Source organism: Peredibacter starrii (genome assembly GCF_034259205.1).
In the GTDB taxonomy this organism is placed as follows: domain Bacteria; phylum Bdellovibrionota; class Bacteriovoracia; order Bacteriovoracales; family Bacteriovoracaceae; genus Peredibacter; species Peredibacter starrii.
This window is the reverse complement of record NZ_CP139487.1, coordinates 2,134,044-2,160,443: the sequence shown is the minus strand read 5'-3', so window position 1 is coordinate 2,160,443 and position 26,400 is coordinate 2,134,044. Positions and strand designations below refer to the sequence as shown.

Below are 26,400 nucleotides of genomic sequence, written 5' to 3'. Positions count from 1 at the left end.
GATAAAATTCATTCATAATTCAACAACGCTTCAAGGAAGACATATGCAGCTTTTTATCATCACAGGTGCTTCGCGAGGTCTTGGCCTGGCGCTCACAGAGCTTGCACTCAATGAGAAACATCTCGTTATTTCCATCTCCCGCACGAATACAATTATCCACCCAAGTCATTTTCATCTTTCGCATAACCTTTCAACTTGGAAAGGGCTTGAGACAAAACTCATGAAGGCCATGGGAAAAATTGATGTAAAAAAAGTAAGGGCCATTCATCTAATTAATAATGCTGCGGCCATTGAACCCATCGGAGAAATTCAGGATTTTGATCAGACTGAGATCGAAAAACACATCGCCCTTAATTTCACCACCCCTATTTTCCTTTCACGTTGGCTGCTGAACACTTTCAAAAAGAAAACATGTCCAGTGACAATAACAAATATCAGTTCAGGGGCGGCCCTCCATCCCATTATCAATTGGTCACTTTATTGTTCAACGAAAAGTGGACTAAAAATGTTCACTGATTGCCTGAATGAAGATTTCAAACACCGAAAGAACTTCCGCGCCCTTAGCTTCGCTCCGGGAGTCATGGACACGGATATGCAGGCGACAATTCGAAAGCAGTCGAAGCAGAAATTTAAAAATGTAGAAAGATTTAAGGAGTTAAAAGACAAGAGACAGCTTCTTCCTCCCGATAAGGTAGCGCGAGGACTATATGACCTTTTGCAGTCCCCTGAGAAAGTAGATCAAACATTTTATGATATAAGGGAAATGTAATGAAGAAGCTGATTCTGGTTCCAACTCTCCTTTCAGTGCTTACTGGTTGTTCGACTCAAAATCCTTTTCGTGAAGCCGCCTCCATCAAAGAAAATAATGATCCAATTTTTGAAGACGTAACTGCGACATCAGATGTCGCATCTGAAAGTACTCCTTCCATTGTGATAGGCGACTTTGATAAAGATGGCAGAGTTGATTTCATTGCCAAAGATCGTTTGTATAAAAACATTTCCACTCGCGACTCGATTCGTTTTGAAGATGTAACTCAAGAAATGAATCTGCACTTCCTAAAAGGCCAACCTCTTTTTATGGATGTTAATAACGATGGGAATCTAGATATTGTAACGAGTAAAGGGCAAGTTCATCTCTTAAAGGACAATCAGTATCACGAGGTGGGACAAAGATACGGTCTTAAACTACCCGACGATGTCTTCACAATCTCTTTCGGTGATCTCAATCGCGATGGCTTCCCGGATATTCTTGTAGGGCGCCAGGAAAAAAGTGAAAACAATCAATTTAACTTCGTACCTCCGAAAGTTTTCCTAAACCAGAACGGCAAATCATTTCTTGAAGTAAGTAATAAGCATGAAATGAATAACTATCCGGCCTATGTACGTGGAATTGCCTGGGCCGATTTTGACAACAACTCAAGTCCCGATATCTATTATTCAAACTATCGGCTGAGGCAGAATTTTCTTTTCCAATTAAATCGGGGAAAGATGGTGGACGTGGCAAAAAAACTCAATGTTCAGGGCGAATACGATACGAAACGCTATTATGATTCCTACCACAAAAAGAACTTCGGCCCCCTTTATGGCCACACCATCGGGTCGGTCTGGGCAGATTTAAATAACGATGGAAATCTTGATTTATGGGTATCTAATCTGGTTCACAAGTTTGTAGGAATGTCTCCAAAAGGCTCTTATGATTATCGCGGATATGTGTGTGACGATTCAAAGGTCTATAAAAATACCGGTGCTCCTCACTACAATTTTGTGGATGTAAGAAAGAACTCAGGTCTACCCGTAAAGCCGATTGGTGATTTTTCAAAATATAAGGGCGATGAGCTATGGTCCCATTCAACTGCCGCCGATTTTGATAATGATGGTCTCCTCGACATGTATGTCTCTCAGGTCTACAACTTTAACTACGCCCATTCTCTTCTTTTTAGAAATAAAGGAAATTTTCAATTTGAAAACGTCAGCAAAAGTGGGCCAATGGTTCTTGATAGCTATGCGGGGGCCTGGGCGGACTTTAATAACGATGGAAAAATGGACCTCATCGTTTCAGGTCGCGAGGGAGTTGGAATTCCAGCAAGACTCAGAATTTTCAAAAACGTTGATGCTTCAAACAATCGCTACCTTAAAATTCGACTTACCGGTAAAAAATCAGGAACTATTCCTGTGACGACTCAGGTAAGAGTTTATCATGCTAAAGGTCTGGTGATGAGACAGGTGGAAGGAACAACAGGAACTTTTAACCAACAAAATGATCCTGTTCTTCATTTTGGTCTCGGTAAAATCTCGAAGGTTTCAAAGATTGTGATCAACTGGAGCTCAGGTCAAACTCAGGTCATTACCAACCCTAAAATTAGTAGCACTTTAAATATTGTCGAGCCCTAACAATGACTATCTCAAAAGAAAGAATGATTGAACTTGCTCAAGGACAACTTGAGGCCTACAACGAAAGAAACATTGAGAAATTTGTGGCTTTCTATCATCCGGAAGTCCAGGTTTGGCGCTTAGGAGCTGAATCACAAAAGACCTGCGATAATATCAAGACCTTCAAAGAAATGTATCGGGAGCGCTTTGAGAAGAATCCAGAGCTTCATTGTGAACTACGATCTCGAACAGTTTTGAATGATTCAGTATTAGATGAAGAATGGGTCACAGGAGTGACTGGGGCCCAGGCTCCCAGTCACGTCGTTGCAATTTATGGTTTTAGAGACGATCTGATTGGATACGTTTGGTTTACTCGTTAGCGCGAGGACGACAATCGTTATACTGAAACTGTAAGTGGTCATGTAATGAATTTAGCATCACTCTGATCTGCTTATCGTTTTCAAGCATTGAAGGTTTGTTTTTTGAGCGGAAGATTTGTGTTCCACTTTGAGCACTCTTCTGATTAAAGCCACTCATATCGATTGAGTTCAAGGCCGTAACACCAACTTCACGAGTTACGTCCGCTGAACATACACCCAGCTTACATTTAAGATCACTTACTGAAAGTTCATTCGTAACTTTGATATGAAAAAGAGCGTCCGCTCGATCAACAATATGGTAACCCTTCTCAGTTAGAATCTCCGCGGCAACATCGTCATTAGTTGAAAGAGCACAATTGGCGAAAGAACTAAGACTTACTGACAGAGCTAATAAGGCGGTCATTGCTTTAAATTTCATACCTACTCCTCGAAATAATTTAATAAAAGGATGGTAGCTTCTTTAACCCCCCGGATGTTGGTAAAAAGACCGTGTAGGAATTATCTATATGGCCTGCCCAACCTTTAGACATATTGGTGCAGCCGTGTTAAAACACCGAAAAAACAGCATTATGCCCAAGGATTTTATGAACACACCTAACTCTACCGTCTATATCTCTAACCTAAGCTACAAGCGCGATCGTAACGGAATCCGTAGCATCTTCTCTAAATTCGGACAGATCAAAAATATTAAGATCGTGGTTGAACCAACGACAAGTCAGTCACGCGGAATGGCCTTCGTTGAAATGGAAACTGTGGATGAGGCGAAAGCGGCCATCGCAGGTCTAGATCAGAAGAATTTTGATGGAAGAACAGTTAAGGCAAAATGGGCAACACCAAATAAGAACGCATTTGTTCAAAGAGTACCTGCTCACCTTGATGACGTAAAAATCAAGGCAAAGCCTAAAGCTCCAGAGAAAGATCTTGAATACGTAACTCGTCAGCTTGCTAAGAAAGCTCGTAACGACATGAAGAGAAAATCGAATCCTTTTGTTTTCAAAACAAAGACAAAATAAAAAAAGGGGCCCAATCTAAACTGTACCCCATAAAAAGTACATTTAAAAAAAACCGCTTAATAATAGCCCTCGGTATTCTGCCGGGGGCTTTTTATTTAAACCCTTTTGGGGCCTTTCTTCATTATAATATTTGATGGTACTGGATACCACCTTTTCAACCTCTTCATATGATCGACATTTTTTAATCTCTAAGAGATCTTTGAAGTGACCAAAAAATGATTCAATTGGTGCGTTATCTAGGCAATTACCTCTCCGTGACATCGACTGAGTTACACCTGCTAGCCTCAGAACTGCTCTAAATTCTTCATTAGTATATTGGAAGCCTTGATCTGAATGAATCATTAGATCAGTTCTTTTCTCGATTGGAATCTTACTCAGCAATTCTTTGAACTCGCATGCAAATGCAGATACTGTTGGTGTTTTCATTAATTTGTAAGAGACGATCTCGTTAGTCGCAAGGTCTTTGGTCGCTGACAAGAAAGCTTTGTCACAATTTCCATAATACAAGTAAGTCATATCTGTCGAATACACCTGATCTGGAAGTGGTGGATAGAAGTCTCTTTTAAGTAAGTTTGGTATTTCGACATGCTCCCCAGACTTCAAAGGGATTGCGCGATAAGGATTTCGACGACGGATTTTTGTTTCAAATCCATACTCTCGTTTAATTCTGGCGATCTTTTTGTGGTTTATAACATGTCCATCTCTTCGCATGAGTAAATCAAGCGTGATGATACCTGCTTTTTTCCTACTTCTCTCGTGATAATGCTTAATGATCTTACATGCCATTCTATCTCTTTCTTGGCGGGCCTCTGAGGATTTTCGAGAGGAATAAAATCCACTTCGACTAACAGACATTAAACGACAAAGATAGGAGCGATTTAACGATGGATCTTTGGAGATGGCCTCACCGATTAAAGAAAAAACAGCGGATCGTCTTCGGTGAGACCTTGGGCCTTTTTTAGCTGAGCATTGATCTCCTTTTGGAGAGCAAGTTCGGCTTTGAGCTCCTCGATAGTCATTTTATTAGGATCTTTCCGGCGACCACGCTTCTTTGGTACATTTTTAAACTTTTCTTCTCTTCTCCATCTATTCAGTGAGGAGTCAACGTACTTCTTATCGAAGCAGTTAACACTAAGAGTATCATTGAAGAATTGTTGACGAGTTCTACCGTCATCTACTCCATGGAGCATGAGCCGTTTAAATTCATTGCTGAACGAAATAGATTTTTCGGTAATTTTAATAACGTAGGGATTAGTTGTGAGCTTTTTGCGCTCAGAAAGAGAAAAGGCCCTCATAATCTGCTCCTTTTAAGGATTTTAGCCCATTTTTTAGAAAAGCGGTTTTTTTAGCTTGTCTAGAAAATGGGGTACAGATCAATCAGGGCCCTTTTTTTTAGAACTTAAACGTATGCCCTGATCCAGAAAAACTTCGCCACTCTTTTCCATTATGGCCTTCATTCGGATTCCCATGATGCAGGAATGATTTAAAATACTGCGACATGTGTTCACGAAGTGCTTCACGACTTTCTTTATTAGAAGGCCTCCAGGCAAATCTAGCAAACTGTGGACGGTCCTCAACAAAGTTTCCTAAGTAGAAAATCGCATCAAGTCCATGGAAAGCTCCAAAGACGCTCTTCCAAGGCTCAGGAGTTTCTTTCCAGGTAAATTCATATTTATAGATGTTCCAGTTAAAGGGACGAAGGGACTGGGAAATACTTTCAAGAGAGTTTGAAAGTCCAATGCTGCTACTGCGAGTGATGCCATCGAAGGTAGAGAGGTACTCGTCTTTGATGATAGCACTTCGCGGATAGCTGCGACCACTATTCAGCATACGGAACAGGTCACCCTCAGTTGGTTTAAACATCGTCGCTCCAACTAAATAAGTGGCCTCATCAATAGTAGAACCAAGAATCATTGGAACGCGATTATATCTTCCAGTCATGACCGATGCTAAACCATCGAAGGGAAGAACCGTTCCATCTGAAACATGTTGAGTGGGCACAATAAAACGAGGAATCGCGAGCAACTCCGCGGCCGATTTTGAAAGAAGATACTTTCTGACCGTCTGTGGCCCTTGCTTACGAACCCATTCCTTCGCCTCATCCGCATCTTTGGCAATTTTATCTGCAATTAAAAGATCATGGAGAAGATTATCCGAACGCTCTTCAATCACGAGTTTTGGATAAGCATTCGGTAAACCGGCCGAACAAATGGCCCCATTGAACAAATTCTTTGCGAGCGGGCTTTGAAGTAGACCCCATACATTCATACATCCGGCAGATTGACCGGCGATCACAACGTTATCCGGATCACCACCGAAATTTTCAATATTATTCTTCACCCAATTAAGGGCCATGATGAGATCAAGAGTTACATGGTTTCCGGCGCTATCTAGTTTGTTGCCGGTCTCAAGTGAAGGATGAATGAAAGAAGCAAATAGACCCAAACGATAGTTAACGCTTACGAAAATGGCATCATTATGTTGAGCAAACCAAGCACCATCATAATTGGGATCGTTGGCCGTGCCCTTAGTGTTTGATCCACCATGAATCCAGAAAAACACTGGGCGCTTATAATTGGCATTTTGACGAGGCTTCCATACGTTTAAATAAAGACAGTCTTCTGAACCAACTGCCTGCCCTTCATAATCTGGACTTACGTTTGAGAACATGTTCCAAAGCTGTGCACAGACCGGCCCCATCCTTTGCGCCACAACTCTTTGACCTAATCTGATTTTTTTTGGGGCCTTCCAGCGAAGATTTCCCACAGGGGCCTGAGCATATGGAATTCCAAAATAGGCCTCAGTATCATTCGGACCATTGAGTCCAATGAAGGTCGTGCCTTCAGATTGAACAAGTGGAGCCGGAGCTGCAAAAGTAGACAGAGAGATTAGAAATGAAAATAAAAATAGAGTTTTCATAACCAATGACGCTATCAGAGAAAAAAAGGCCCGTCAGTATTACATTTTCTTACTCGGGAGCTTCATGTTCACAGTCATAAACAGCTGGATGCAGTGAAAGAAATTAATCACTGAACGACCCATGAATTTCGAAGCATGAGAAGAGCTTCCTGACTGATTTGAACGGCGCCGGTATGAGGATGATCAAGATCGTGAATGAAGCAGACAATAACAGCAAAGACAATAATGAATAAAGTCATGGCCCAATGACTCTCTTTCTGACTGTAACCTCGGTCATAATTGAGCATGCCGATAGTCACAATCGCTATCATGAGAATGATCATATAGATGGAGGGCGGCAGGTTCACGTCCAAAGCAATAGAGCGCTCAAACTCACTGTCAAACATGTCAGTCATGGCGTAGAGATAAGCACTCTCGAGGGCCCCTCTATTTTTTAAGGTAATTACCTCAAAGTCGGTGAAAATCTCTTTTTGAATAAGCCCAGTTTCTTTTTTTATCTCCGCCATCCTTTCAGGATTGTCATAGCTGTCATAGGACTCGATTCGAAGATCCAGGTAGCGCCTATAAAGTTGCTTATATTTGGCCGCATCAACGTGAATAATTTTTCCTCGAAGATAAGTTGAGCTGATGGCATTTGCTTCATCTATGACGAGCTTTCTTCGAAGTTCAAATCGACTCACGGCCATTGAATAAGTGAAACCCAAAATGAGACTCAGCATCGCAAAGGAACTGGTGGTGATAATTTCAGAGACCTTAAATGTTTCAAGCGGAGAAGATTCTCTGACTCTTTTGCCCCACATGAAAGTAATAACCGATATGATCCATAAAACAGACCAAACGATGAGAAAGTTAATGTAGAAGGGATATTCAGATAAATTAATGCGGTCCTCTTAGTCGATTGGTTGAAAAGACTTTAGACTCGTCAATGGGATTATTGCTGAAAGAATTGCAGAGTCAAGAAAGGTAGGGCCTATGCACATCGACAGCAACAGTGGTTATCAAATTGATCTTTTCGGAAACATCCCAGTGCTTGATGCCTGGTGGAAAAAAAGCAAAACGAAGAACAGAGTTTTGACCTTGGTCCTCATTACTTGGGTCCCTCTTTTGTTACTTTCTCTCCTTGCCTCCCGCGAAACGATCCTGACTGATTATGCAATTCATATGCGCTTTTTAATCGCACTCCCACTGCTCCTTATCTCCAGCATGAAGTCCGGAGAGCGGCTGAGAGAATCTTTTTATCAGTTCATTGAGGCAGAAATTCTTGATCCCGAGGATTACAATAAGCTTAAATATGAGATTAATCGAACCAGAGAGCTTCGCGACTCGAAATTTGCGAAGATCATCATTTTATTATTGGTTTATACCGTCGTAGGTTTATATCTCTTTCAATTCAAAAATATTGAAAATCCCATCTGGAGAACGGCCGATGATGGATTTTCGCCCGCTGGTTGGTGGTTCAATTTAATTAGCCAACCATTGTATTTTTATTTTCTCTTCTACTTTCTCTATCGCACAGGTCTGTGGTGTCGTTTACTTAAAAAAGTCTCTGGCATGAAACTTCATTTGAAGGCCTCAAACGGAGACGACGCCGGAGGTTTAGGTTTTCTAGGACATCTTTTAGTGTTCTTCATTGTGCCGTGTTTTGCGATTTCGATCTCACTGGCCGGAAGTATGCTCAATCTGGTGCTTTACGAAGGAATTGATGTAAATGACATTAAATTCATTCTGGGAGTCCTTTGTGCGGGTTTCCTTTTACTCCTTGCTGGACCCTTATTGTTTTTCTTCCCGGCCATGAAAGAGGCCAAACACCGAGGCATATCTGAGTATGGAACTCTCATGGGAAGGCAATTACATGCATTTGAAAGAAAATGGTTAGTGCGTGAAATTGATCCCAAAGACAATATTCTGCAAGATGAGGACTTTCAAAGTATAGATTCCAATAACGCCGTTATTGCAAGAGTTCACAGCATGCGGCTAGTTCCTTTCAGCCTTAAAGACCTGGTTCCACTATTAGTAGCTATTCTCCTGCCGTTTATTCCAGTGGTAGCGATCAAGGTTCCTTGGAAGGTTCTATTGGCCCAAATCACCAAAGTTATTATGTAAGTCGATGAAATTGTAGATTTAAGAAAATTTGAGTCTATAAATCGGCCAAGCCTCCGATAAGGGGGTCATGAAAAAACTAAGTTTACTTCTCCTTCTCCTTTGTGCTGCCTGTAACCCAGAACTTAAAGAGCTGGGAGCAAGCAAAAATGACCTCGTAAAATACTTTCAAATTGGCGCTGGCGGACTGGGTGAAGGTTATCTCATCGTTGCCCATGTCGGCGAAAAACGTATTCTGACATTCTATCTTAAAACAACTACTGGCTATTCACATACAGATGTCACACTCGCTAGTGGCGAAGGCGCTTACATTCTAGATTCAGTGTATTCTCAAACTCCAAACTGCCAGTTGAAGCCTGATTTTAAGCAAGGTGATTATCTGGAGTATTTGAATGTGGGTGGAGAGGCGAAGGCGCTTAACCTTCAAGAGCTTAATCGTGAAGAGGCCATGAAGACCACGAAGAAGCTTGGCTGCTAAACTGCCATCAAAACCTGATCTCACAGACTCTTCCCTTTTAGTGTTGCTCCGATAAGTACCGTATGAAAAAAATCATTCTGCTTATTTTGTGTGTGGCCTGTAATGCTAGTCAAAACACAGGAACGGTGAAGGGCCACCAGACGTCTATGGCAACCACATCCACTTCGGAAGCGTGGTCTACTCAAGGTTGCAATACCACTTCTTATCAACAAGACACCACTGACCAAACACTTTTTTGGGGAAGACGTTTGATCTACTCAAGTCTGAGTGGTGAAGATGCTAATAATGAATGTACCTGGCAGAGATGGGGTGTTGCCCTTTATCGCGCTGATTTCGCAAAAAAGTCACTTACATTCTTGAAATTTGCTTTCATGCCGATGGCAAAGATTGGTGATGGAAGAACCATCACCACAGCTTATGATCCAACTGTCGCCATCATCGGAGGTGTTAAGTATGTGGCCTTCGAGTGTCATGGAGAAGGATTTAGTGGAAGTGTTGGTGCCTGTGTGGGTCGAGTTGATACAGAAAATCAGGTCGTGGCCTCCACGGTAAAGGTTTATGTCGATGGTGTATCGAGCACGAATCCAAATTTGATTCCAAGTGCCTCTGTTCCGAAATTGACCAGTACCACAAGTGGCAAGGCCTACTTGAGCTGGACCCAGGTCAACATTGATAAATCGACGGGGAAATGGATCAAACTTCTTTCCCGCTCCATTGAATTTAATCCAAGCATGGCGAGAATTAATTCCGATGGTGCCGCTTCTAATACTTATAATCCGAATACTGCTAACGGTACTGCCGATCTTTTTGATGTGAAAGAGATTCGGCCCGGGAAATTCTTTTTCACCGGGGCCCGTGGTGAAAATGGTTGCAAGTCACCGATGGATAATATCGCTGGCTGCTACAACTTAGAAATTGGTGTGGCCAATGCTGTGACGGAGAATGGTGCCTTTGATGGTTACTCGCAAACGGTCTATACCCTTCCTGATAATCCTATTGAATACTTTCGGTGGGCGTATAATCCCGTGATGCAAACCTGGGGTGTGTTTGGTGCCTTTATCAATAGGCCCGGAACTGCCACCGCCAGAACGCTTCCCGGCGGTCTGTATTTTATCCCAATTGATATTTCTCTCTTACCAGTTAAGAACGCGGCCATTTGTAATCCAGCTACTCAGCCTTCGCCTCATTGGGGTGTGAAAAACGGAACGTGTATGCGTTCTTGTGGGCAGATTGGTGGCTCAAGAGCATTCACTACCACTTGCGCCAGTAATGGATTTCGTGACGTAGGGGTTGCTTACGATGTGGCCTATTGCTGTGGCCCTCTTTGTGATTCCGCGACTCAACCTGCACCACACTGGGGAGTGAAAAACAACCAGTGTCTGCGTTCGTGTGGTCAGATTGGTGGAACGGTCGCACCTAAGACGGCCTGTTCAAAAAATGGTCTAAAAGATATGGGTTTCGCCTACGACGTCCCATTTTGTTGTGGCCCTATCTGTGATCCAAAAACTCGGCCTGCGCCAAATTGGGGCGTGAAAAATGGTCAGTGTCTTGCTTCTTGTGGCGGGATTGGTGGAACCAGAGCGTTTACTACTTCATGCGCTCAGAATGGGATGAAGGATGCTGGAGTCGCTTACGATGTGCCATATTGCTGTAAATGAAATTATCAAAGGTCGAAATCACTTTCGCCAGCGGAAGTGGAACTTAAGAATCTACTTCCGCCAGGGAAGTAGATTCTTAGAAGTGAAGATTACTGTTCAGAAACTTCCATGTCCCAGAAGTCACAATCACGGTTAAAAGATAGAACCGCAGTTCTGCCTTCTAGTTCAACCGTATAAATTTCAAGATCACCTTCAACAGATGCTTCAGTGATTTGAGCTACTGGAGATACTTCCAGAGCAGCACCAAGTGCGTTTTTGTCACAGTCTAAAATTGGATCAGCGAATGCCGACATTGAAGCTAAAAGAGTTACTGCTACTAAATACTTTTTCATGATGTCTCCCAGGTTTTGAATTGAGAGATTTGTACGACGGATGCAGGAGTTAAATCAAAATTTATGCATCTTTTACAGAACGGAAAGTGATAACTGGAGTGAACGCTAGAGCTGTTCCAGCATGTAGAGATAAAGATTCTCCACCTTAGTGCGGGCCCAAGGGGTCTTACGAAGGAAAGCAAGGCTCGACTTGATGCTCGGGTCATGAGTAAAACAACGAATGGTGATCATGTTCCCCATTTGCTCCCAGCCATAGAAATCCACTAATTCTTTGAGAATCATTTCCAGGGTCTTTCCGTGAAGTGGGTCTTTGGGTTTTTGGTTCATTTGCAAAGTGGGTAGATTTATTATTGGTATGATGGTTGTAGATGTAAGAGCTCGACCAGTCAAGGGACCTCTTAAGCCCCCTATTTTATTCTTGTCTGTCACATTTTAGACACTCTATAAGAACTTCCTCTCATTCTCACCTATGGCATAAATATCTTATAATAATGAGATGGAGTTTCTATGCGTTTACTGATCCTTTCTTTGTCCCTACTCATTACAGGTGTGTCCTTCGGGGGTTCATACGACTCTTCCGAAATCGTGAAGAAAAATCCAGGAATCGCAAAGCGCTTAGACTTCTTAAAAAAGATCGAACTAAAAAATGAAGTCACTATGGCCATCATTGGTGACTACATCCATACCGATACTTTCTCTCACATCATTAAGATCAACGAGAAAGAGCAGGACGGAAACTTCCTAGATGATGATAACAATGGTTATGAGGATGATTATTACGGGATGAATTTCAATAACCGTAACGGTCGCCTCTATACTCCCGTGGCCACAGGTCATGAGAATGGCATTACTTCCTTGGTTGAGGCCTTCATCACGGATAATCAACTCTCAAAAATTAAAATCATTCCTATTAATGTAACCACAGACACACGCACATTTGATGAGCTTTATATGAAGAAAGTGTCGGACGCGATTGATTACGCTCGCCTGCGCGGAGCTCAGGTCATTTCCATGTCAATTGGAGTGGATGCTGAATCGAATTCCTTTTTCAAATTCATCGATAACAATCGCCAGAAGTCTCTTGCGTACTATCAGGCGGCAGTAAAACGCGCTCAAGACAAGGGCATTCTCATGGTGGGCTCAGCTTCCAATGATCCGGCACGAGATCTCGTGAAAGAACCGGTAGCACCGGCCAATTCAACGGGAGTAATCTCAGTTGGGAACGTAAACTTCGATGCCAAAATCCAGAGTGCCTATGGGGCAAACATAGATCTAGCTTGGTATGGAACTGGATTGTATGCGTGGTATGGCGGAAAAGATGGTTACCGAACTGTAAAGGGATCTTCTTATTCAACTCCGCTGGTGGCCTTAACTTTAGCGGTTGCGAAATCTTTAAAACCAGAACTAAGCTTCAATGATGTGGGTCTTTTTAGAACTTCTTGTGAGAAGACCATCACTGGAAGTAAGAACATTAAATCCAAGTGTGTCTTCTCACCAGAGAAGCTTATTCAAAAACTAAATTAGTTACAACGATCGCCGTCGATTTTTAGAACAGCAAGATTGTCCCCGTTCTGGAAGCTGTACTCAACGCTTTCAACTTCGATATAAGAAGTTGAAGGGTGATAACCATCAAAGTACCAACGAGCAGAGAATGTTGTTGTATAGTAACGATCAATAATTCCTTGATCAACGCGATCAATACGAACAGCTGTTGTAACTTCACGTAGACCATATGGCTGAACCATTTCCGGACAACGTTCTTTGAGAACTTTCAGAAGACGCTGCTGAAGCTCAACTGAAATTGGGCTGTCTTTTTTAAATGTAAAATCAATTGTGTTTGCGAGAGCTGAGACAGAAAGAGATAGAGCGAAAAGAGCGATAAACTTTTTCATAAGTCCTCCTGGGGTGTTTTTATGAGGAGCTTATACAACTAGAGTGGCGCTTTTGTTGTTAGGACTATGTCAGAGTTTCATGGGGAAAATGAAATCTTTGGCCCTACTAGATATTGGCCCTTCAATCTTTACAACAAGTTGACTTCAACCGGGGCTTCTTCGATCATAATCATATGAACACTAAATTTATACTTGGTTTGGCGATTTCCATCTTACCTCAATCTATGTGCCTGGCAGACACCATCAGCAAAGATATCATTTTCGCAGATACTGTTTATGTCGGAGGTATTAGCTGCGGGACTGATATTCCTGGAGGGTACTGTGAGTTACCTACCCCTACTTTCAAAGATGATGGAGCCGCATTAGATAAAAAAGCAAATCTACAAGGGGCGTGTGTTCAAGGGGGCGGCGATTGCACGATGGTCGTTTTCACCACTGAGACAAAAGAGCTTAACCCACAGACCCTTTTGGCCCGGGTTTCGACTACAGCAGGTGAGCAAGTCTGGATCAAAACGAGCAAAACTAATTTAAAGAAAATTGAAGATCTAATCCCTAAGCTGGATATTGGAGAGAATGAGATTGAGTTCAGACCAGGACTTCAGTTTGTTTATGCAGATAAAGATTTATCAAAAAAAATTCCTTTAACTGAGATCACCAAGATCACTTCAAGGCCCTATTCTGAGGCCGACAAAGAATTAGAGATCATTGAGCGTGAAGAACTTCCTGCGACTACTTTGAATGGAAAAAGAATCATTGGTATTCGGCTCAACAAACTTAGAGTTGATGCAAAAAAGTATGCTGAAGATTCCTATGAGGCGAAAAAAAATGCAGTTCGCGTGAAGATCCAAGATTTTTACTTTCCCGCATTCGATGAAAAGGGCCGGATCAATTATTGGTTTTTGCCAGATCCTGGTTGCTGATTTTAACCCTTTGTAAGTTTCGTAAAAAAAACAGTCCCTTGCCCTAAAATTTTCTAGACAACTGGCCTTAGATTCCATTAGCTTAGAATCTTCCTTTTCCATTTTCTGTGCCCAGGTGGTGGAATGGCAGACACACTACCTTGAGGTGGTAGCGCTGCGAGGCATGCTGGTTCAAGTCCAGTCCTGGGCACCATTATTTCAAGCTCAAAATCTCCATACACATTCAGAATGCCATAACGTAGAAATCGCCATATATAGGCATCCATGTTCACAAGTCTAAAAGCTATTTTAGTAGCCCTGTGTTGCTCATCCATATTGATGAGCAGTGCAATTGCACAGTCCAATATCGACCCTCAAAACGCACGCTTAAAAAACCTCATTAGTTGGCATAAAAATCTTCCCACAGGCCAAGGTGTGCGAGTTGCAATCATTGATTCAGGTCTCGTTCAGGATTTTCCTGGCAACATCCTTTCTGGCTGGAACTTTATTGATTCTAGTAATGATGTGGCCGATACAGAGGGGCATGGAACAGGATCGGCCAGCGTTGTCATAAATCTTGCTCGCGATGTAGAGATCATTCCCTTAAAAGTCACACAGGATGGAGTTTCGAACGACAATATTCTAATTTCGGCAGTTGTCTACGCTATCAAGAGTGGCGCCGAAATTATCAATCTCTCTATAAGCTTCGAAACAAAGCACTTTTTAGAAGTTAAAAAGAATGTCACCGACGAAGAGTTTGCTCGCACTTTATTTGTGATCGCTGCTGGGAATAGAAAACAATTCATCCCAGAAAAGTTAGGAAACAATGCACTCATAGTAGGAGCGACTCCATTAAATCTCCCTATCGAATTAGCAATCTATTCGGACTGGGGACCAGGAGTGGAAATTGCGGCCCCTGCCGGAGGAGTTGATGATGGGATAACTGTCTATAAGACCATCAGGCCACTTACCTATCGCCTTTATAATGGGACATCAGCGGCAACACCCGTTGTGTCTGCAGCAGCTGCCATTCTCAAAGAAAAATATCCGCGCTTAAGCGGCAAAGAAATAAAAGAGATTCTTTTGAGCACTGCAAAATCTAAGTCTAGTTTAGGTAATAGAGTTAAAAATAATAAGTTCCTAAGCCTAGATTAATTTTTTTTCACCATGTTTGATTGACCGAACGAAAGTATGAAGATATAAACCTATGCACACAAGATATTTAACCTAATGGAGGAAATATGAAAAAAGTGATTTTAGGTTTAGCTCTTACTGCTTCTGCATTCTCTGCTTTCGCTCAAGACATTAACTTCGGCGCTCAAGAGCGTTGGTTAGCTCAAAACGGTGGCTTCACTTGTGGTGGCGCTGCTAATACTGCAACTCAAGCTGTTCCAGCTGAATTCAAAAACAAAGCAATCATCTTCACCTACATGACGACTGATTACACACTTGATAACGGTAAATTCGTTGCTTCTTACTATGAGAAAGGAACTGAATGTCGTTATAACCTTGTTGGCCAAGCTGATAACGTGAACATGATCTTCACTAAGACTGATTCTACAGCTTACTCAATCAATGGTTCACCGGTTGCTAACTGTGCTGAAGGGAAAGCTTACCTTGATTCACTATTCGCAGCTCCTACAAAGTACTTCTATAAGCACGGTACAATGGCACTTCAAGTAGCTGTTGCTGATGCTGCTGCAGTTTGTGGCGAAGGTTCTACTCACGTAGGTATCTTCTTCAAGAAGGCTGCTAAGACTAAAATCGACTAATTAAAATTAAAAGGGACCCAATCGGGTCCCTTCTTTTGTTATCTTGGAAGCAAATCTTCCACATCACCTAAGTAAAATCTAATTCGATTAAGGCTCGATTTCAGATTCGATAGTTGCTCTTGTAGAGTAAACATCGATTGATCTGGAAACTGATTCTGATCTACAACTTTACGAGGGGCCTTCACCACCTCATTCTCTTCCTCGATCTCAATCTCAAGATCAAAGTCTTCCATTTTGGCTTCTTTGATAAGTTCCTGAATCGGATCCATCATCGTAGACGCCATCTCCGCCGTTCTTCCAAAGAGCGAAACCACATTCACTGTGTCTGCTTCAACTTGCTCTCTACCTGTCACGTTCATAGTTTCCCTTTAACGGCCCTAAGCGCCTTACCTAGTTTCATGTTGCATGCCCTGTGCCATTCCTGACGGCTTAGGAGCAGTGCCTTATGACACTATTAAGCATCAGTTTTTGGTGGTTTAGGTGGAAATGACCTGGTGCATGTAAAACTTTTAATGGTGTCTAATTTAACACCGGCCAAAGATTGTACATGTTGGAAATTGTTGCCCGCTTGTGCGCCACGCAGGAAATTCAATAGAATTTAGCTATGAGCAACCCTAACTGCGCGCAATGTCGACATTATTACATCACTTGGGACCAGAAAACCCCGAATGGCTGCCGTCGTTTCGGCATCCAATGTAAGGAACAACCCTCGAAAATCGTATCGATGGCCGGACTTGGTACATGTCAGGGATTTGAAGCTAAAAAGAAACCTGAGGTCCAAAATAAGGGTCTAGACCTTAACCGAAAGGAACTCTGGTAGTCCTTGACCCAGTTCGTGATAGTTCGGGCTGATTTCATTAATAATTCCCCCGCCGATACACATTTCTCCCTGATAGAAGACAATTGACTGTCTTGGAGTCATGGCCCGTTGAGGCTCATCAAATACAACCTTCACGCTATTATTCTCTACAGTAACTGTACAAGGCTGTTCCGGCTGACGGTAACGAACCTTCGCCTTACACTTAAAAGTGCCTTCAGGAGCATTTGTGAGCCAATTAAGCTCTACTGCAGTCAGGCCGTCAGCATAAAGCGCTGGATGGTCTTGTCCTTGAGCAAGAATCACTTCGTTCTTCTCAAAGTTCTTCGCAACCACGAACCATGGCTCGCCTGGTCCGCCTACTCCCATGCCCTTACGCTGGCCCAGAGTATAGAAACAAGTGCCGTCGTGCTGACCGACCACTTTTCCATTCTTAATATCAATGAAATTTCCTTTCGTGCTCTCAATGTATTGAGAGAGGAAATTCTTGAAGTTTCTCTCACCGATAAAACAAATACCGGTTGAATCTTTCTTCGCCGAAGTCGCCAGATCAAACATTGTTGCTAATTCACGTACTTTTGGTTTTGGAAGATGCCCAATCGGGAAAAGCACATCTTTAAAAACTTCTTTCTGAACCGCATAGAGGAAGTAAGTCTGATCTTTATTCAGATCAGCGCCCTTCTTTAACTCTCCATTCTCAAGCTGACAGTAGTGACCCGTGGCCAGGTAATCAGCGCCCAGAAGTTTTGCCCTCTGGTAGAACACTTTGAATTTAATTTCACGGTTACAAAGGATGTCCGGGTTCGGTGTATGACCTTTACGGTAATCATTCAAGAACTCAGAGAAAACTCCGTCCCAATACTCTTGTACGAAATTTACTGAGTAATATGGAACATCAAGTTTCTCACAAACCTTGATCACGTCCTGATAATCGAAATCGGCCGGACATGTGCCATCTGGATTTGTTTCATCCCAGTTCTTCATGAAAAGACCCAGAACTTTGTAGCCCTGAAGTTTCACAATCAAGGCCGACACAGAAGAATCCACGCCGCCGGACATGCCGACAACAACGGTCTTCTGACCATTGGCCAGAAATTCTTCATGAGTTAGATTGATTCCGTACTCTTTTAAGAGCTCGGGCTGGTAAGAAAAATCCATGCCGCTTTATAGCGGATTTTGCACCCTTTAGGAAGGGTGCAGGAGTTTTTACTTGGTCAAATCCAGAAGAGTCCCGATGACCGCGCCCCCAACATATTGATAAGCGTGCCAGAGAGTCTCGTGATTAAGCGTTTCCGGGGTATCCTGGGCCGTTTGGTAGAACTTTGGATTGAAGTCGTCCTCCCAATTCTGAGAGAAAGTAGCGGACATAAAGCCCTGTTCCCAGAAGCGGAAATTGTCCGAATTTTCAAACCCATTTGGTTTGGCCTCGAAAGTGACCTTGGTCGTAATTTTCTTTCCGTGCTCAAGAAGCTTAGAAACCCAACGGGCCTCATCGGCGTTGTCACGAAGGTAGATAGACATGTTGCCGGTCTTTTTTGTTTTATCAAAGAAGCTCGAATCCTGGCCCAGCATCTCGAGATTCACCACACCCAAAACTTCTTTACCAGCTTTCTTCAGTTCACGAGCATAGAGTTCAGAGCCATGAAAACCAATTCCCTGCCAGTCTAAGAAAACAACCTGAACGGAATAATTCAGATCAAATTGCGCCATGGTTTTAATAAGACCAAGAGCAACTGCTACACCTGAAGCATTATAGTTTGCACCAGGCATCGCCTCATTGGTTTTTACCAGAAGTGTTTTAGGATCGTGAGAAATGGTATCGTAGTGAGCAGTCACTACCAACACTCGGTGCGTGTTGATCCCTGGTTTCTCCCATACAATATTTTCTACCTGATTGTTTTTCTGTGAGTCGGCAAGATTCTGCATATAACCTGTGAACTTCTGCCACTTCATATAGTCAGGAGTTCCTTTAGGAATTTTCCCTTCGACCTTTTCATCAAAATCTTTTTGATAAAACTTTTTAACCGTTTCAACTTCGGGAGAAAGAGAGTTCATCGAAAGTTTTCCGGACTTTTTTGGATCCAGTTTTTCAATGGTCTCCAAGAGAAAGTTACGTGCCTTTTCATGGCCCTGCATTCCTACCATTCTTGAAGGAGCAGAGACCTTTACAAAGGTATTCACCCATTCAACCAGATTCTTATTCGAGACCTGTCCAAGATCACTCTTAAGCTGGAAATATGTAGACGGCGCACGACCGGCAAATACTGAGCACGATAAACTAAAAATCGCGGGAATAATCAACTTTCGGAACACTTTCTTCTCCTTCTACTACTTCTGGATCACGAGGCACATACTGAACCTTGCCCGTGAGAAAAACTTTGGAATTTTTGCCCTTTTTCTTGATCACACTCAGGAGATCACCTTCAATTAAAAATTCCGGATTGGTTAATTCTATAAAAGCAGATGACAAAGTTTTGGGATGGACCCAGCACTCGTAGACTTTTTCAGGTGAAACGACCAAAAAACCTTTTTGCGGTTCCACCCAAGAGCTTTCAGTTGAAAACTCGCAGTTCGTAAGAAGAATTTTATTATGCATAAAATAACTTTCTTCTTCGATTTTGATCAATTGATTCGCACCAGAATATTCTCCAATAAAACCTTTTGTGGTTTTACCAAGATTTCTAAATTCAAAACTTTCGCCAAATGTATGATGAAAAACACCCATATGATTTCCAATGGTGCTGCTTCCATCTGCGGTGACTAATTCGCCTTCTTTTCTGAAGCGTTCCGGAATTTGCGCAGCAAAGATCGGAGTCATCTCTTCTTTCCAACTTAAGCACTGATGCATCTTAAGTTCTTTCGGTGAATCAACCACACCGAAGTTTTCTGCCAGTTTCAAAACTTCTTTTTGAGAAAGATCGGAGAGAGGAAGAATTAAACTTTTTAAAATGTCCTGTGGCAGGCGAGACAAAAGAGCTGATTGATCATTCTCTTCATCATTAGAGGTATGAACAAACACTTTACCAGTGGCCTCCTGATGAAAGAGTTTTGCGAAATGTCCCGTCGCCAGATGTTTTACGTTCGCTTCTTTCATCTTCTGATGAAGAATGCGCATTCTGAGTTCATGGCAATTCCAGCAAGGTCGTGCGAGAGTGCCGGTCAATTTATGGCCCATCCACTCATCGATAATTTCGTCTTTAAATTCGCCGGCCGCCTTGATCACCTGTAATGGAATATTCAACTTTTGACAGAACTCTTTTATGGCATCCAGTTTTTTTGGATTAATATGACAGGACAGAATTTGAGATGAATCCCCTTTCCAGTCTTCCCAGTCATTGATGATGGTCACGGCCATGAGATCATACTTCTGAATCTTCAAAAGATAGGCCGTCACATAGGAATCGATCCCACCGGATAAACCAATGATAACCTTTTCTTTCCGAGCCTTTTGATCTGGTATGTAGGCCTCTTCCAGCTTCTTTTTCATGTCCATGTGTAAATTATAAGTGAGTTTCCTTTAAGGTTCCACGTGGATTTAACCGATCTTTATCATGGATGAACTCGCAAAAGCCTTTTGGCATATACCTTTATAAGAAAGAAACTCAGGACCGGAAGGTTTTGAAGGATCTATTGCAACTTCTAAGAACAAATTGTCCTTCGAAGGGAAATAGCTTCTCTTACATTGAGGCGGAGACTTCTCTTCATCCGCATCTTTCTCTCTGGGACAATCTCCAAATTGAAATCGGCCCTTCGAGTTTAAAAGAACTGGAACACACCCTAAAGCCTGAGTGGTTGGCCCTGTTAAATCTTTTAAAACAGCCGCACCAATTGACCCAGGAATCTCAGACTTGGGAAAAATTCATGACAAGTCTTTTGAAGGGACTCATGAATCCTTCTCAAAATCTTCTGATTGATATGAATGAGGATCTGTTCTCACCTTTCATGCTTCAAAGTTTTAAGAAGAGCGTGATGGAATCGACCAAAGATAAAACAATTTATCTCGCCACAAATCACACTTCTCTTTGGTTAGATTGCGCTCACACGCTTGTAGGTAGAAACGGTTATGTTTTTGATATTCAGACTCTGGATCAAGAGACCGTGAAAAAGCACTGGGTCGCTTAAGTCTATTTTCTCACTTTAATCGAACAATTAATTTTAATCGCCGTAGTTGTGAACTTGTTCATGGGCTTCACTCTGATATGCAAAGACCATGGGCCAATATCAAGTTCCACACTCGCAATCGAATTGAACTCTCCAATCTTAGCGTCAGATAAATACTTTTTTAGATCAGAGTATGTGTGAAGATCAATATCCGGAGATTCTCCCGACGGGAATTCGTGAAAACAAATCACCTGTAGGATTTCACTCTTACCAAATCCCATGAGCGGCGCCAGAGAGGCCGCGAAGGCCTCAGGATTTTGTTTCTGAGCGTTTGAAAGAATAGTGTGCATCTCTTGAGCAATACGAGCGTAATAGCTTTTTAAGATGTTTCTCGAGTCTTGATCAAGTTCTCCTGGAAGCTCTGAGAAACCCTTTTGGACCCATAGTCCGAAGTTCCCTGAGTAGTCCAGATCATGAAGGGCATGAAGCTCGAAGGCCATTCGGCTAAATTCCAAATCCACCAACTGATTAAACTTTTCCTGAATCGATGAATCTAGAAAAGGAAAGTACTGAAGAAAGAAGCTCTTTATCCCTCCACTCTTGGTGTTCACATAAGCGTGCTTCTTATTGAGCTTTAAACTCACCGGAAGAAGAACATCATCATGATTCACCAGAAGATCTGCTTCATGAATTTCATCGTGGATGGCAGAATTAGAAAATTTCCCCATGACCTTTGGATTCTTAGGGAGCTTCCCAAGATACTCCACCATACGGGCCACGGTATTTTTTGAAACTTGATTTAAGAACGGAAGCATCTCGGGATAAAACTGTCTCACCATACGGTCTTGCTGAGACAAAACGTTCAGGTAATTTCGATCGAGAGTTTGCTGGAACTGTAACTCTTCATTCCCAAGACGGGCGATTTCTTTGGCGACCAAATACTCAAAGAGGGACCCCTTCACTTCATTGAAGAGGGCCTCTTTCTTGGTTTGATCCTGGGCCATTACTTTTCCCAGTATGCTTCTTCTAGTCCATCCTCTTTCTCAGGAAGACCGCGAAGAAGGCGTGGCGAGTTCTGGCTCAATACTTCGAACGATACGCGGTTGGCATACTTACTGATCTGTGAGATCGATGAATATGTTAAGTAGTTCGAAGCATGCTTTGGAGAATTCGGAACTTTGTTCTTATGGTATGGAGTTGCCGAGATATCGTGAAGAACTGCTGCAAGTGCCGCGTCCCCTGCTCCATTGGTGTTCTTAATCATCTGAGGACCACCACGGAACGGATTAATGTGCGAATAAACTTTTACAAGTTGATCAGGATCACAATCAGCACGACGACGAGCACGCGAGTACTCATACTTGTTATACTCAACCAGGGACTTCGTATGAAGTGGTTCTTTGGTCTCACGAGCGTGGGCCTTGTCAGTCAGGGCACCGATATAAAGACCACGGGCACCAACGGTCAGAAGAACCATGTCACAAAGATCCAGAACTTTTTCGGCCGCAAGAAGCGGATCAGAAATACCAGTCAAAGACAGGGCCTCTGATTCGTTCATGGCAATCACTGAAATATATTTCGGAATGATTTCCAGAAGAAGATCTTTCTTCTCATTCACAAGACCACTTGTTCCAAGAGAAAGAACCACTGGAACATTGGCGTTCTTCGCAACTTCAAGAGCTCTCAGAGTCGATTTGAACATCGGTGATTTATCATCACGAAGAGTATAAGCAGAAACCAGAAGGGCCGCTGATTTTTCAATCACGTCTACCGGAATGAATTCCGGAGACAAATCATTCATACAACCTTTGCTGATGGCAAACGTACGATCGCGATCAGGGCTCACGAAACAAAGAGCACGGCCCATCGGACGTGGACAAGGCTGAAGATAAGTAAGGTTAACTTTCGAGCTGGTGTTACAAATATATTTAAAAGCGTAGTCACCAAGTTCGATGTTTTTATTAATTGTTCCCAGAGCAACTGAAGGACAATCAGAAAGAATTGAGAAGTTATGAAGTGTATTACCTACGGCCCCACCAGGGAACTCACCCGTAATTTGTCCGGCATTTTTATATTGCCAATAAATCGTATCAGCGAGGTTATCGTCGATAATGAATGACTCACCTTTGGTGAATTTATGTTTTTCAAGGAAAGCGTCGTCCACGGGGATTTCGATATCAACGAGTAGCTGATCAATCCCCACCACATAGACATTCCCTGGACGATTGATTTCATCATCAAAAGAGCTACGTTGTTTATCTTCTACTGGGAAATAGTGCTTGGTGTTGCGCCGTCCGGGAAACTTCATAAATACCTCTTAGAGTGTGTCCCATTTATAAACCATTTCATGGACTAATGCCCAGAAATTATGGTAAATTTTTCACATGTTTAGTCTCGATCATCCTCAAAAATCCCCTCTGTTTGACTATTACGCTCCCCTTGGGACCCATTACCGGGGTCTGCTTTCAATTCCCCATTCTGGAGAAAATATCCCGAAGGAATTCGAGGCCTATCTTTCCGGTGATTTAAGGGCCTATAAGGAAGACGTAGATTACAAGGTCAATGAGCTGGTGGATATCAAGGCGCTCCAGAGTGCCGGGATCGCAGTTTTAGTGGCCCATGTTCATCGCGTTTGCGTGGACCTAAACCGTGCCGAAGGCAACTGTGTCTTGTTCTGGAAAAACAACACTCAGGGTAAGCAGCTGGTGGTGAAAGATCCATCTGCGGCCGAAGTCGAGAAGTTCATCGAGATTTATCACCGCCCTTATTTTGAAATCATGAAATCGGCCCTACAGGACCTTGAAAAACGCAAGGCCGGCAAGGTGTCGATGGTAGACCTTCACTCTATGCCTTCAAGGCCAACTGACTATCACATGAAGCAGAATCCAAATCAGAAGATGCATCGTCCGGATTTTTGTGTGAGTGATCGAAAGGGTAAAACGGCGACGCCGGAATTTATTCAGTTCTTCCAACAATCTCTGATCGATAAAGGTCATGAGTCGAGTTTAAATGATCCTTACGTGGGCGGTTATGTGACTGAGTACGTGGATCAATTCAGAACGAACAACATCCAGATTGAAATCAATCGCAGCGTGTATATGGATGAAACCACCAAGGAACTTGTTCCTGAAAAAGTGGCCCATCTAAGACCGATGCTAACTGAAGTTTTAATCAAGGGATTTGAGAAGTTCGATTCTTAGTGAATTGTCATGTCGTCTTTGACGGCCGGACCTTCTTCTCTCGCTTTTTTAAGATACAAATTCATCTTCTCGTCCGGAGTTAATTCCACTGGCTGATTGACGGCCTGTTTTGAGATTTCCGCCTGCTGCTTCTTTTCGATATTTTCGATTTCAATTTTTCTTTGAAGTACCAGGTTTGGATCATCTGACTCACTGAAGATTTTACGAGTGGTAAAAGTCTTACCATACTGTTTAAGCGAGTATGTATAAAGCTCTCGAAGCTGACGTGTGTTTGAGCGGCCTCGTTCAAGATAGAAAATCATTTCACGCAAAAGTTCAACGTTTCCTACGTCCTGAGACCAGGCAGAGAATAGATATAACATTCCCTCTTGATCCACCTGACGAGCGAAGTTCAACTGCTTAAACTCTGTGTAGAGGATTTTTCCCATGGCCACATCAATGGGACTAAAAGTGATTTCTTCCAGAAACTTTGAGCGCAGTTTTTTTGATTCAGCACTATTTCTTTCGGTCTTTAAAGCATAGGCATAGATACTGCCATTTTGCTGAGTGAAAATTAATTCAACACTGTAGTCACGGTCTTTTGATTCAAGCTCAATCAATGCCTGATTCGCACCTTTCATAAGGCCATAGCGAATTGTTTCTTTTGGAAGGATCTTCGATCGAAGATGCAAGATATAAAGATCATAAATCATCTCTTCCATGCTCTTGGATTTCACCACGATCTCATGCGAGAAAATATCTTTCCAAACGTTATCCACTGAAAGTTTTAAAATTCTATTTCTCACGAATGGAAGCTTAAACAATTCCTGGCCCTGAGAGTGGTCCTGATACAAAGAAGTCGGAAGAGTATAAAGACGAGAAAGCTCTCTTCCATTTGGTGAGAGAACAATCATTCCCATCTGAGGTGCCGCATTTTTTCCCGTGAATTCAACTAAAGGAATTGTTTGGAAAAGTGGATGCCTGACCGGTAGAGGCACTAGAGAATTTCTAAGTGGGAATGGTTTCCACAGTTGTTTATAGTCTTCCAAGTAAGGAGTGATCTCTTCAATGGCGACTGGTTTTAGGAAGGTCTCTTTGTATTTTGGAATGTAATAGTATTTATTCCAATTTTTCCCCTGCATCCAATTTGAATACAAACGATATGGATAGCCTTTGGCGAATATATATCCGCCTAAGAGTGCCAGTGAGATGAATAAAAAGAGGCCAATCAGCCAACGCATTCTAAACCTTTAAAACAACAAGGATATCAGGATACCTCTTTATCGGCTTACAGAAAAAACTCATGAAAATTTTCTAACTGCCGAATAGTAGGATGAATCAGTCAGTTTTAAAGGGACTGTTATGAAAAACTATATTATTTTTTTGGCGACTCTCACTCTTATAGTGGGTTGTGATGCCCCTCAAAGAACACGTTTAACCAATGCTTATAGCAGTGACTATAACTCTGGAAACCCAAACAATACTTCTGGCTCTCTTCCTTCTGGATCAACGACTGGTTCTACGACTGGTGGAACAACTGGGTCTTCAACGGGATCAACGGGCTTTGAAAATTGTGATCTTTCTTCGAAAGGTTTCACTGCGGAAATGGGCCATATTGGAATTTGCCAAAGTACTTTGGACGAAACCGTTGTGAAGTTTAAATCTAGTCTTACTTCGACTTCTTATAGAACGTGTTTAATTCCTTCTTACAAAGATGGAAGCGGAAGCTCGACTTATATCGGCCAACCTCAATGTACATACACTGAGGCGGACAAAGTTATGCAGGGTAAACTTTATAAAAACCGAACAGGATTTGAGGGCTATTCTCTGAACAACATCATTGTGATGAAAGAGCCTCTTCTGACTGAATATTTTGGATGTATGCAGGGTTATACAAACTGGCCCGCAAACGTTTGTTCTGGTGTGAGCTCGACTTACTGTGCTTACTGGGTTCCGCGCTGTCCTTACGGCAGTAAGAGCACAGTGGCCTGTGATGCTGAAGCACGTGCCTACATGACAAATCTTTGCACGAATTTCAAAAATAAATATTCGAGCGCTTACTTAGACATCAAAATCAAATAATCAATTCAGTGTTGGCCGGGAAACAACCTGGCCTACACTAAATAATCTCACCAAATCATCTTTTTTCGTTACAAATGGCAGAATCGGAACGAAAACTTCGCTCGAAGTATTTTTGTCTGTTACTACAACACCCATAACAACTTGATGAAAAATTTCCACTTGATTGTATGACCGAATGTAGGTGCGGACTTTTTGTCCGTCTTCCTCACCTTCTAAGACCTTGTCTGGAGTTTCGATGGTTCCGGGGATCAATTCGTTAAACTCGTGATATCGCTCGAATCCAAAGTCATCCGGCTCAACTTGCATGATTAGTTTAGACAAGTATTCTGATTTTTTAAGTCCGATCCATTCGGCAATCTCTTCCGGGATATAGTAGTCATCTCTCTTTTCCATGTTTCCCCCTGGCAA

Annotated in this window: 31 protein-coding genes and 1 tRNA gene; 16 read left to right on the top strand and 16 right to left on the bottom strand. The window is 42.4% G+C overall.

All coding sequences use genetic code 11. The features are described from left to right. Positions 1-43 precede the first annotated feature (43 nt). Genes SOO65_RS11000 through SOO65_RS10990 form a run of 3 tightly spaced genes read left to right on the top strand, consistent with a single transcriptional unit; the run spans position 44 to position 2,750 of the window. The gene (locus tag SOO65_RS11000) at positions 44-769 is read left to right on the top strand and encodes an SDR family NAD(P)-dependent oxidoreductase (protein WP_321389501.1); all 726 of its coding nucleotides are present in this window, start codon (positions 44-46) and stop codon (positions 767-769) included. Then, the gene (locus SOO65_RS10995) at positions 769-2,391 is read left to right on the top strand and encodes a CRTAC1 family protein (protein WP_321389498.1); all 1,623 of its coding nucleotides are present in this window, start codon (positions 769-771) and stop codon (positions 2,389-2,391) included. Before SOO65_RS11000 ends, SOO65_RS10995 begins: the two co-directional genes overlap by 1 nt. 2 nt (positions 2,392-2,393) lie before the next feature. Continuing rightward, positions 2,394-2,750 (top strand): nuclear transport factor 2 family protein, encoded by a 357-nt coding sequence (locus SOO65_RS10990; RefSeq protein WP_321389495.1) that lies wholly within the window; start codon positions 2,394-2,396, stop codon positions 2,748-2,750. Here SOO65_RS10990 and SOO65_RS10985 read toward each other — a convergent pair. Further along, on the bottom strand, positions 2,740-3,168 hold the full coding sequence (locus SOO65_RS10985) for a hypothetical protein (RefSeq protein ID WP_321389493.1): 429 nt from the start codon (positions 3,166-3,168) through the stop codon (positions 2,740-2,742). The genes SOO65_RS10990 and SOO65_RS10985 overlap by 11 nt on opposite strands. Before the next feature lie 166 nt (positions 3,169-3,334). Between SOO65_RS10985 and SOO65_RS10980 the strand changes: the two genes are divergently transcribed. Then, the gene (locus tag SOO65_RS10980) at positions 3,335-3,763 is read left to right on the top strand and encodes an RNA recognition motif domain-containing protein (protein WP_321389490.1); all 429 of its coding nucleotides are present in this window, start codon (positions 3,335-3,337) and stop codon (positions 3,761-3,763) included. Positions 3,764-3,805: 42 nt separating this feature from the next. On the opposite strand, the gene SOO65_RS10975 is transcribed toward SOO65_RS10980, so the two are convergent. The 4 genes from SOO65_RS10975 to SOO65_RS10960 all read right to left on the bottom strand — a co-directional run bounded on the left by SOO65_RS10975 (position 3,806) and on the right by SOO65_RS10960 (position 7,482). Further along, positions 3,806-4,663 carry an IS3 family transposase gene (locus SOO65_RS10975; protein WP_321400197.1) on the bottom strand — a complete coding sequence of 286 codons (858 nt, stop codon included), beginning with the start codon at positions 4,661-4,663 and terminating at the stop codon, positions 3,806-3,808. Positions 4,664-4,674: 11 nt separating this feature from the next. Next, positions 4,675-5,058 (bottom strand): hypothetical protein, encoded by a 384-nt coding sequence (locus SOO65_RS10970; RefSeq protein WP_321389488.1) that lies wholly within the window; start codon positions 5,056-5,058, stop codon positions 4,675-4,677. 97 nt (positions 5,059-5,155) lie between these two features. Next, a complete protein-coding gene (locus SOO65_RS10965; RefSeq protein ID WP_321389481.1) occupies positions 5,156-6,682 on the bottom strand; it encodes a carboxylesterase family protein in 1,527 nt (508 codons plus the stop codon). 107 nt (positions 6,683-6,789) lie between these two features. Continuing rightward, positions 6,790-7,482, bottom strand: a complete 693-nt coding sequence (locus SOO65_RS10960; protein WP_321389478.1) for a bestrophin-like domain — start codon at positions 7,480-7,482, stop codon at positions 6,790-6,792. Between the two features lie 172 nt (positions 7,483-7,654). Here SOO65_RS10960 and SOO65_RS10955 point away from each other — a divergent pair, with 172 nt between their 5' ends. The 3 genes from SOO65_RS10955 to SOO65_RS10945 all read left to right on the top strand — a co-directional run bounded on the left by SOO65_RS10955 (position 7,655) and on the right by SOO65_RS10945 (position 10,918). Continuing rightward, positions 7,655-8,785, top strand: coding sequence for a hypothetical protein (locus SOO65_RS10955; protein WP_321389476.1), 1,131 nt, complete (start codon positions 7,655-7,657; stop codon positions 8,783-8,785). Between the two features lie 67 nt (positions 8,786-8,852). Then, positions 8,853-9,260 (top strand): hypothetical protein, encoded by a 408-nt coding sequence (locus SOO65_RS10950; RefSeq protein ID WP_321389474.1) that lies wholly within the window; start codon positions 8,853-8,855, stop codon positions 9,258-9,260. Between the two features lie 62 nt (positions 9,261-9,322). Next, on the top strand, positions 9,323-10,918 hold the full coding sequence (locus SOO65_RS10945) for a hypothetical protein (RefSeq protein ID WP_321389471.1): 1,596 nt from the start codon (positions 9,323-9,325) through the stop codon (positions 10,916-10,918). A gap of 89 nt (positions 10,919-11,007) precedes the next feature. On the opposite strand, the gene SOO65_RS10940 is transcribed toward SOO65_RS10945, so the two are convergent. Together SOO65_RS10940 and SOO65_RS10935 are read right to left on the bottom strand one after the other, a co-directional pair. Next, complete coding sequence (locus SOO65_RS10940) at positions 11,008-11,250, bottom strand: hypothetical protein (protein ID WP_321389470.1); 243 nt, start codon at positions 11,248-11,250, stop codon at positions 11,008-11,010. A gap of 105 nt (positions 11,251-11,355) precedes the next feature. Continuing rightward, positions 11,356-11,577, bottom strand: coding sequence for a VF530 family protein (locus SOO65_RS10935; protein ID WP_321389467.1), 222 nt, complete (start codon positions 11,575-11,577; stop codon positions 11,356-11,358). Positions 11,578-11,757: 180 nt separating this feature from the next. On the opposite strand from SOO65_RS10935, the gene SOO65_RS10930 reads away from it, so the two are divergent. Next, positions 11,758-12,774: a S8 family serine peptidase gene (locus SOO65_RS10930; protein ID WP_321389465.1), complete on the top strand. Its 1,017-nt coding sequence runs from the start codon at positions 11,758-11,760 to the stop codon at positions 12,772-12,774. On the opposite strand, the gene SOO65_RS10925 is transcribed toward SOO65_RS10930, so the two are convergent. Further along, positions 12,771-13,142, bottom strand: coding sequence for a hypothetical protein (locus tag SOO65_RS10925; protein WP_321389463.1), 372 nt, complete (start codon positions 13,140-13,142; stop codon positions 12,771-12,773). The two genes, SOO65_RS10930 and SOO65_RS10925, sit on opposite strands and share 4 nt — an antisense overlap. A 173-nt stretch (positions 13,143-13,315) precedes the next feature. Here SOO65_RS10925 and SOO65_RS10920 point away from each other — a divergent pair, with 173 nt between their 5' ends. The 4 genes from SOO65_RS10920 to SOO65_RS10905 all read left to right on the top strand — a co-directional run bounded on the left by SOO65_RS10920 (position 13,316) and on the right by SOO65_RS10905 (position 15,813). Then, entirely contained in the window at positions 13,316-14,062 is a 747-nt protein-coding gene (locus tag SOO65_RS10920; RefSeq protein ID WP_321389461.1) for a hypothetical protein, read from the top strand. 109 nt (positions 14,063-14,171) lie between these two features. Then, positions 14,172-14,255: transfer RNA gene (locus SOO65_RS10915), tRNA-Leu, on the top strand. A gap of 71 nt (positions 14,256-14,326) precedes the next feature. After that, complete coding sequence (locus SOO65_RS10910; RefSeq protein WP_321389459.1) at positions 14,327-15,196, top strand: S8 family peptidase; 870 nt, start codon at positions 14,327-14,329, stop codon at positions 15,194-15,196. An 86-nt stretch (positions 15,197-15,282) separates the two neighbouring features. Next, a complete protein-coding gene (locus tag SOO65_RS10905; RefSeq protein ID WP_321389456.1) occupies positions 15,283-15,813 on the top strand; it encodes a hypothetical protein in 531 nt (176 codons plus the stop codon). Between the two features lie 38 nt (positions 15,814-15,851). Here the strand turns inward: SOO65_RS10905 and SOO65_RS10900 are convergent, their stop codons facing one another. Continuing rightward, on the bottom strand, positions 15,852-16,172 hold the full coding sequence (locus SOO65_RS10900; protein WP_321389454.1) for a hypothetical protein: 321 nt from the start codon (positions 16,170-16,172) through the stop codon (positions 15,852-15,854). Between the two features lie 245 nt (positions 16,173-16,417). On the opposite strand from SOO65_RS10900, the gene SOO65_RS10895 reads away from it, so the two are divergent. Continuing rightward, positions 16,418-16,633, top strand: coding sequence for a hypothetical protein (locus tag SOO65_RS10895; RefSeq protein WP_321389453.1), 216 nt, complete (start codon positions 16,418-16,420; stop codon positions 16,631-16,633). On the opposite strand, the gene mnmA is transcribed toward SOO65_RS10895, so the two are convergent. The 3 genes from mnmA to SOO65_RS10880 all read right to left on the bottom strand — a co-directional run bounded on the left by mnmA (position 16,604) and on the right by SOO65_RS10880 (position 20,123). Further along, positions 16,604-17,689: a tRNA 2-thiouridine(34) synthase MnmA gene (gene mnmA, locus SOO65_RS10890; protein ID WP_407677011.1), complete on the bottom strand. Its 1,086-nt coding sequence runs from the start codon at positions 17,687-17,689 to the stop codon at positions 16,604-16,606. The genes SOO65_RS10895 and mnmA overlap by 30 nt on opposite strands. A 147-nt stretch (positions 17,690-17,836) precedes the next feature. Next, positions 17,837-18,943 (bottom strand): M28 family metallopeptidase, encoded by a 1,107-nt coding sequence (locus SOO65_RS10885; RefSeq protein WP_321389448.1) that lies wholly within the window; start codon positions 18,941-18,943, stop codon positions 17,837-17,839. Then, the gene (locus SOO65_RS10880) at positions 18,909-20,123 is read right to left on the bottom strand and encodes an adenine nucleotide alpha hydrolase family protein (protein WP_321389446.1); all 1,215 of its coding nucleotides are present in this window, start codon (positions 20,121-20,123) and stop codon (positions 18,909-18,911) included. Before SOO65_RS10880 ends, SOO65_RS10885 begins: the two co-directional genes overlap by 35 nt. A 125-nt stretch (positions 20,124-20,248) precedes the next feature. Between SOO65_RS10880 and SOO65_RS10875 the strand changes: the two genes are divergently transcribed. Beyond that, the gene (locus SOO65_RS10875; RefSeq protein WP_321389443.1) at positions 20,249-20,752 is read left to right on the top strand and encodes a hypothetical protein; all 504 of its coding nucleotides are present in this window, start codon (positions 20,249-20,251) and stop codon (positions 20,750-20,752) included. Between the two features lie 2 nt (positions 20,753-20,754). Here the strand turns inward: SOO65_RS10875 and SOO65_RS10870 are convergent, their stop codons facing one another. Together SOO65_RS10870 and SOO65_RS10865 are read right to left on the bottom strand one after the other, a co-directional pair. Further along, on the bottom strand, positions 20,755-21,735 hold the full coding sequence (locus tag SOO65_RS10870) for a hypothetical protein (RefSeq protein ID WP_321389441.1): 981 nt from the start codon (positions 21,733-21,735) through the stop codon (positions 20,755-20,757). Next, complete coding sequence (locus SOO65_RS10865; protein WP_321389438.1) at positions 21,735-23,039, bottom strand: inosine/guanosine kinase; 1,305 nt, start codon at positions 23,037-23,039, stop codon at positions 21,735-21,737. Before SOO65_RS10865 ends, SOO65_RS10870 begins: the two co-directional genes overlap by 1 nt. A gap of 76 nt (positions 23,040-23,115) precedes the next feature. Between SOO65_RS10865 and SOO65_RS10860 the strand changes: the two genes are divergently transcribed. Beyond that, positions 23,116-23,931: an N-formylglutamate amidohydrolase gene (locus tag SOO65_RS10860; RefSeq protein ID WP_321389437.1), complete on the top strand. Its 816-nt coding sequence runs from the start codon at positions 23,116-23,118 to the stop codon at positions 23,929-23,931. Here the strand turns inward: SOO65_RS10860 and SOO65_RS10855 are convergent. After that, positions 23,928-25,151 (bottom strand): hypothetical protein, encoded by a 1,224-nt coding sequence (locus SOO65_RS10855; RefSeq protein ID WP_321389434.1) that lies wholly within the window; start codon positions 25,149-25,151, stop codon positions 23,928-23,930. The genes SOO65_RS10860 and SOO65_RS10855 overlap by 4 nt on opposite strands. A gap of 121 nt (positions 25,152-25,272) precedes the next feature. Here SOO65_RS10855 and SOO65_RS10850 point away from each other — a divergent pair, with 121 nt between their 5' ends. Then, positions 25,273-25,992: a hypothetical protein gene (locus tag SOO65_RS10850; protein WP_321389431.1), complete on the top strand. Its 720-nt coding sequence runs from the start codon at positions 25,273-25,275 to the stop codon at positions 25,990-25,992. Here the strand turns inward: SOO65_RS10850 and SOO65_RS10845 are convergent, their stop codons facing one another. Beyond that, positions 25,993-26,385, bottom strand: coding sequence for a hypothetical protein (locus SOO65_RS10845; protein WP_321389428.1), 393 nt, complete (start codon positions 26,383-26,385; stop codon positions 25,993-25,995). Positions 26,386-26,400 lie beyond the last annotated feature (15 nt).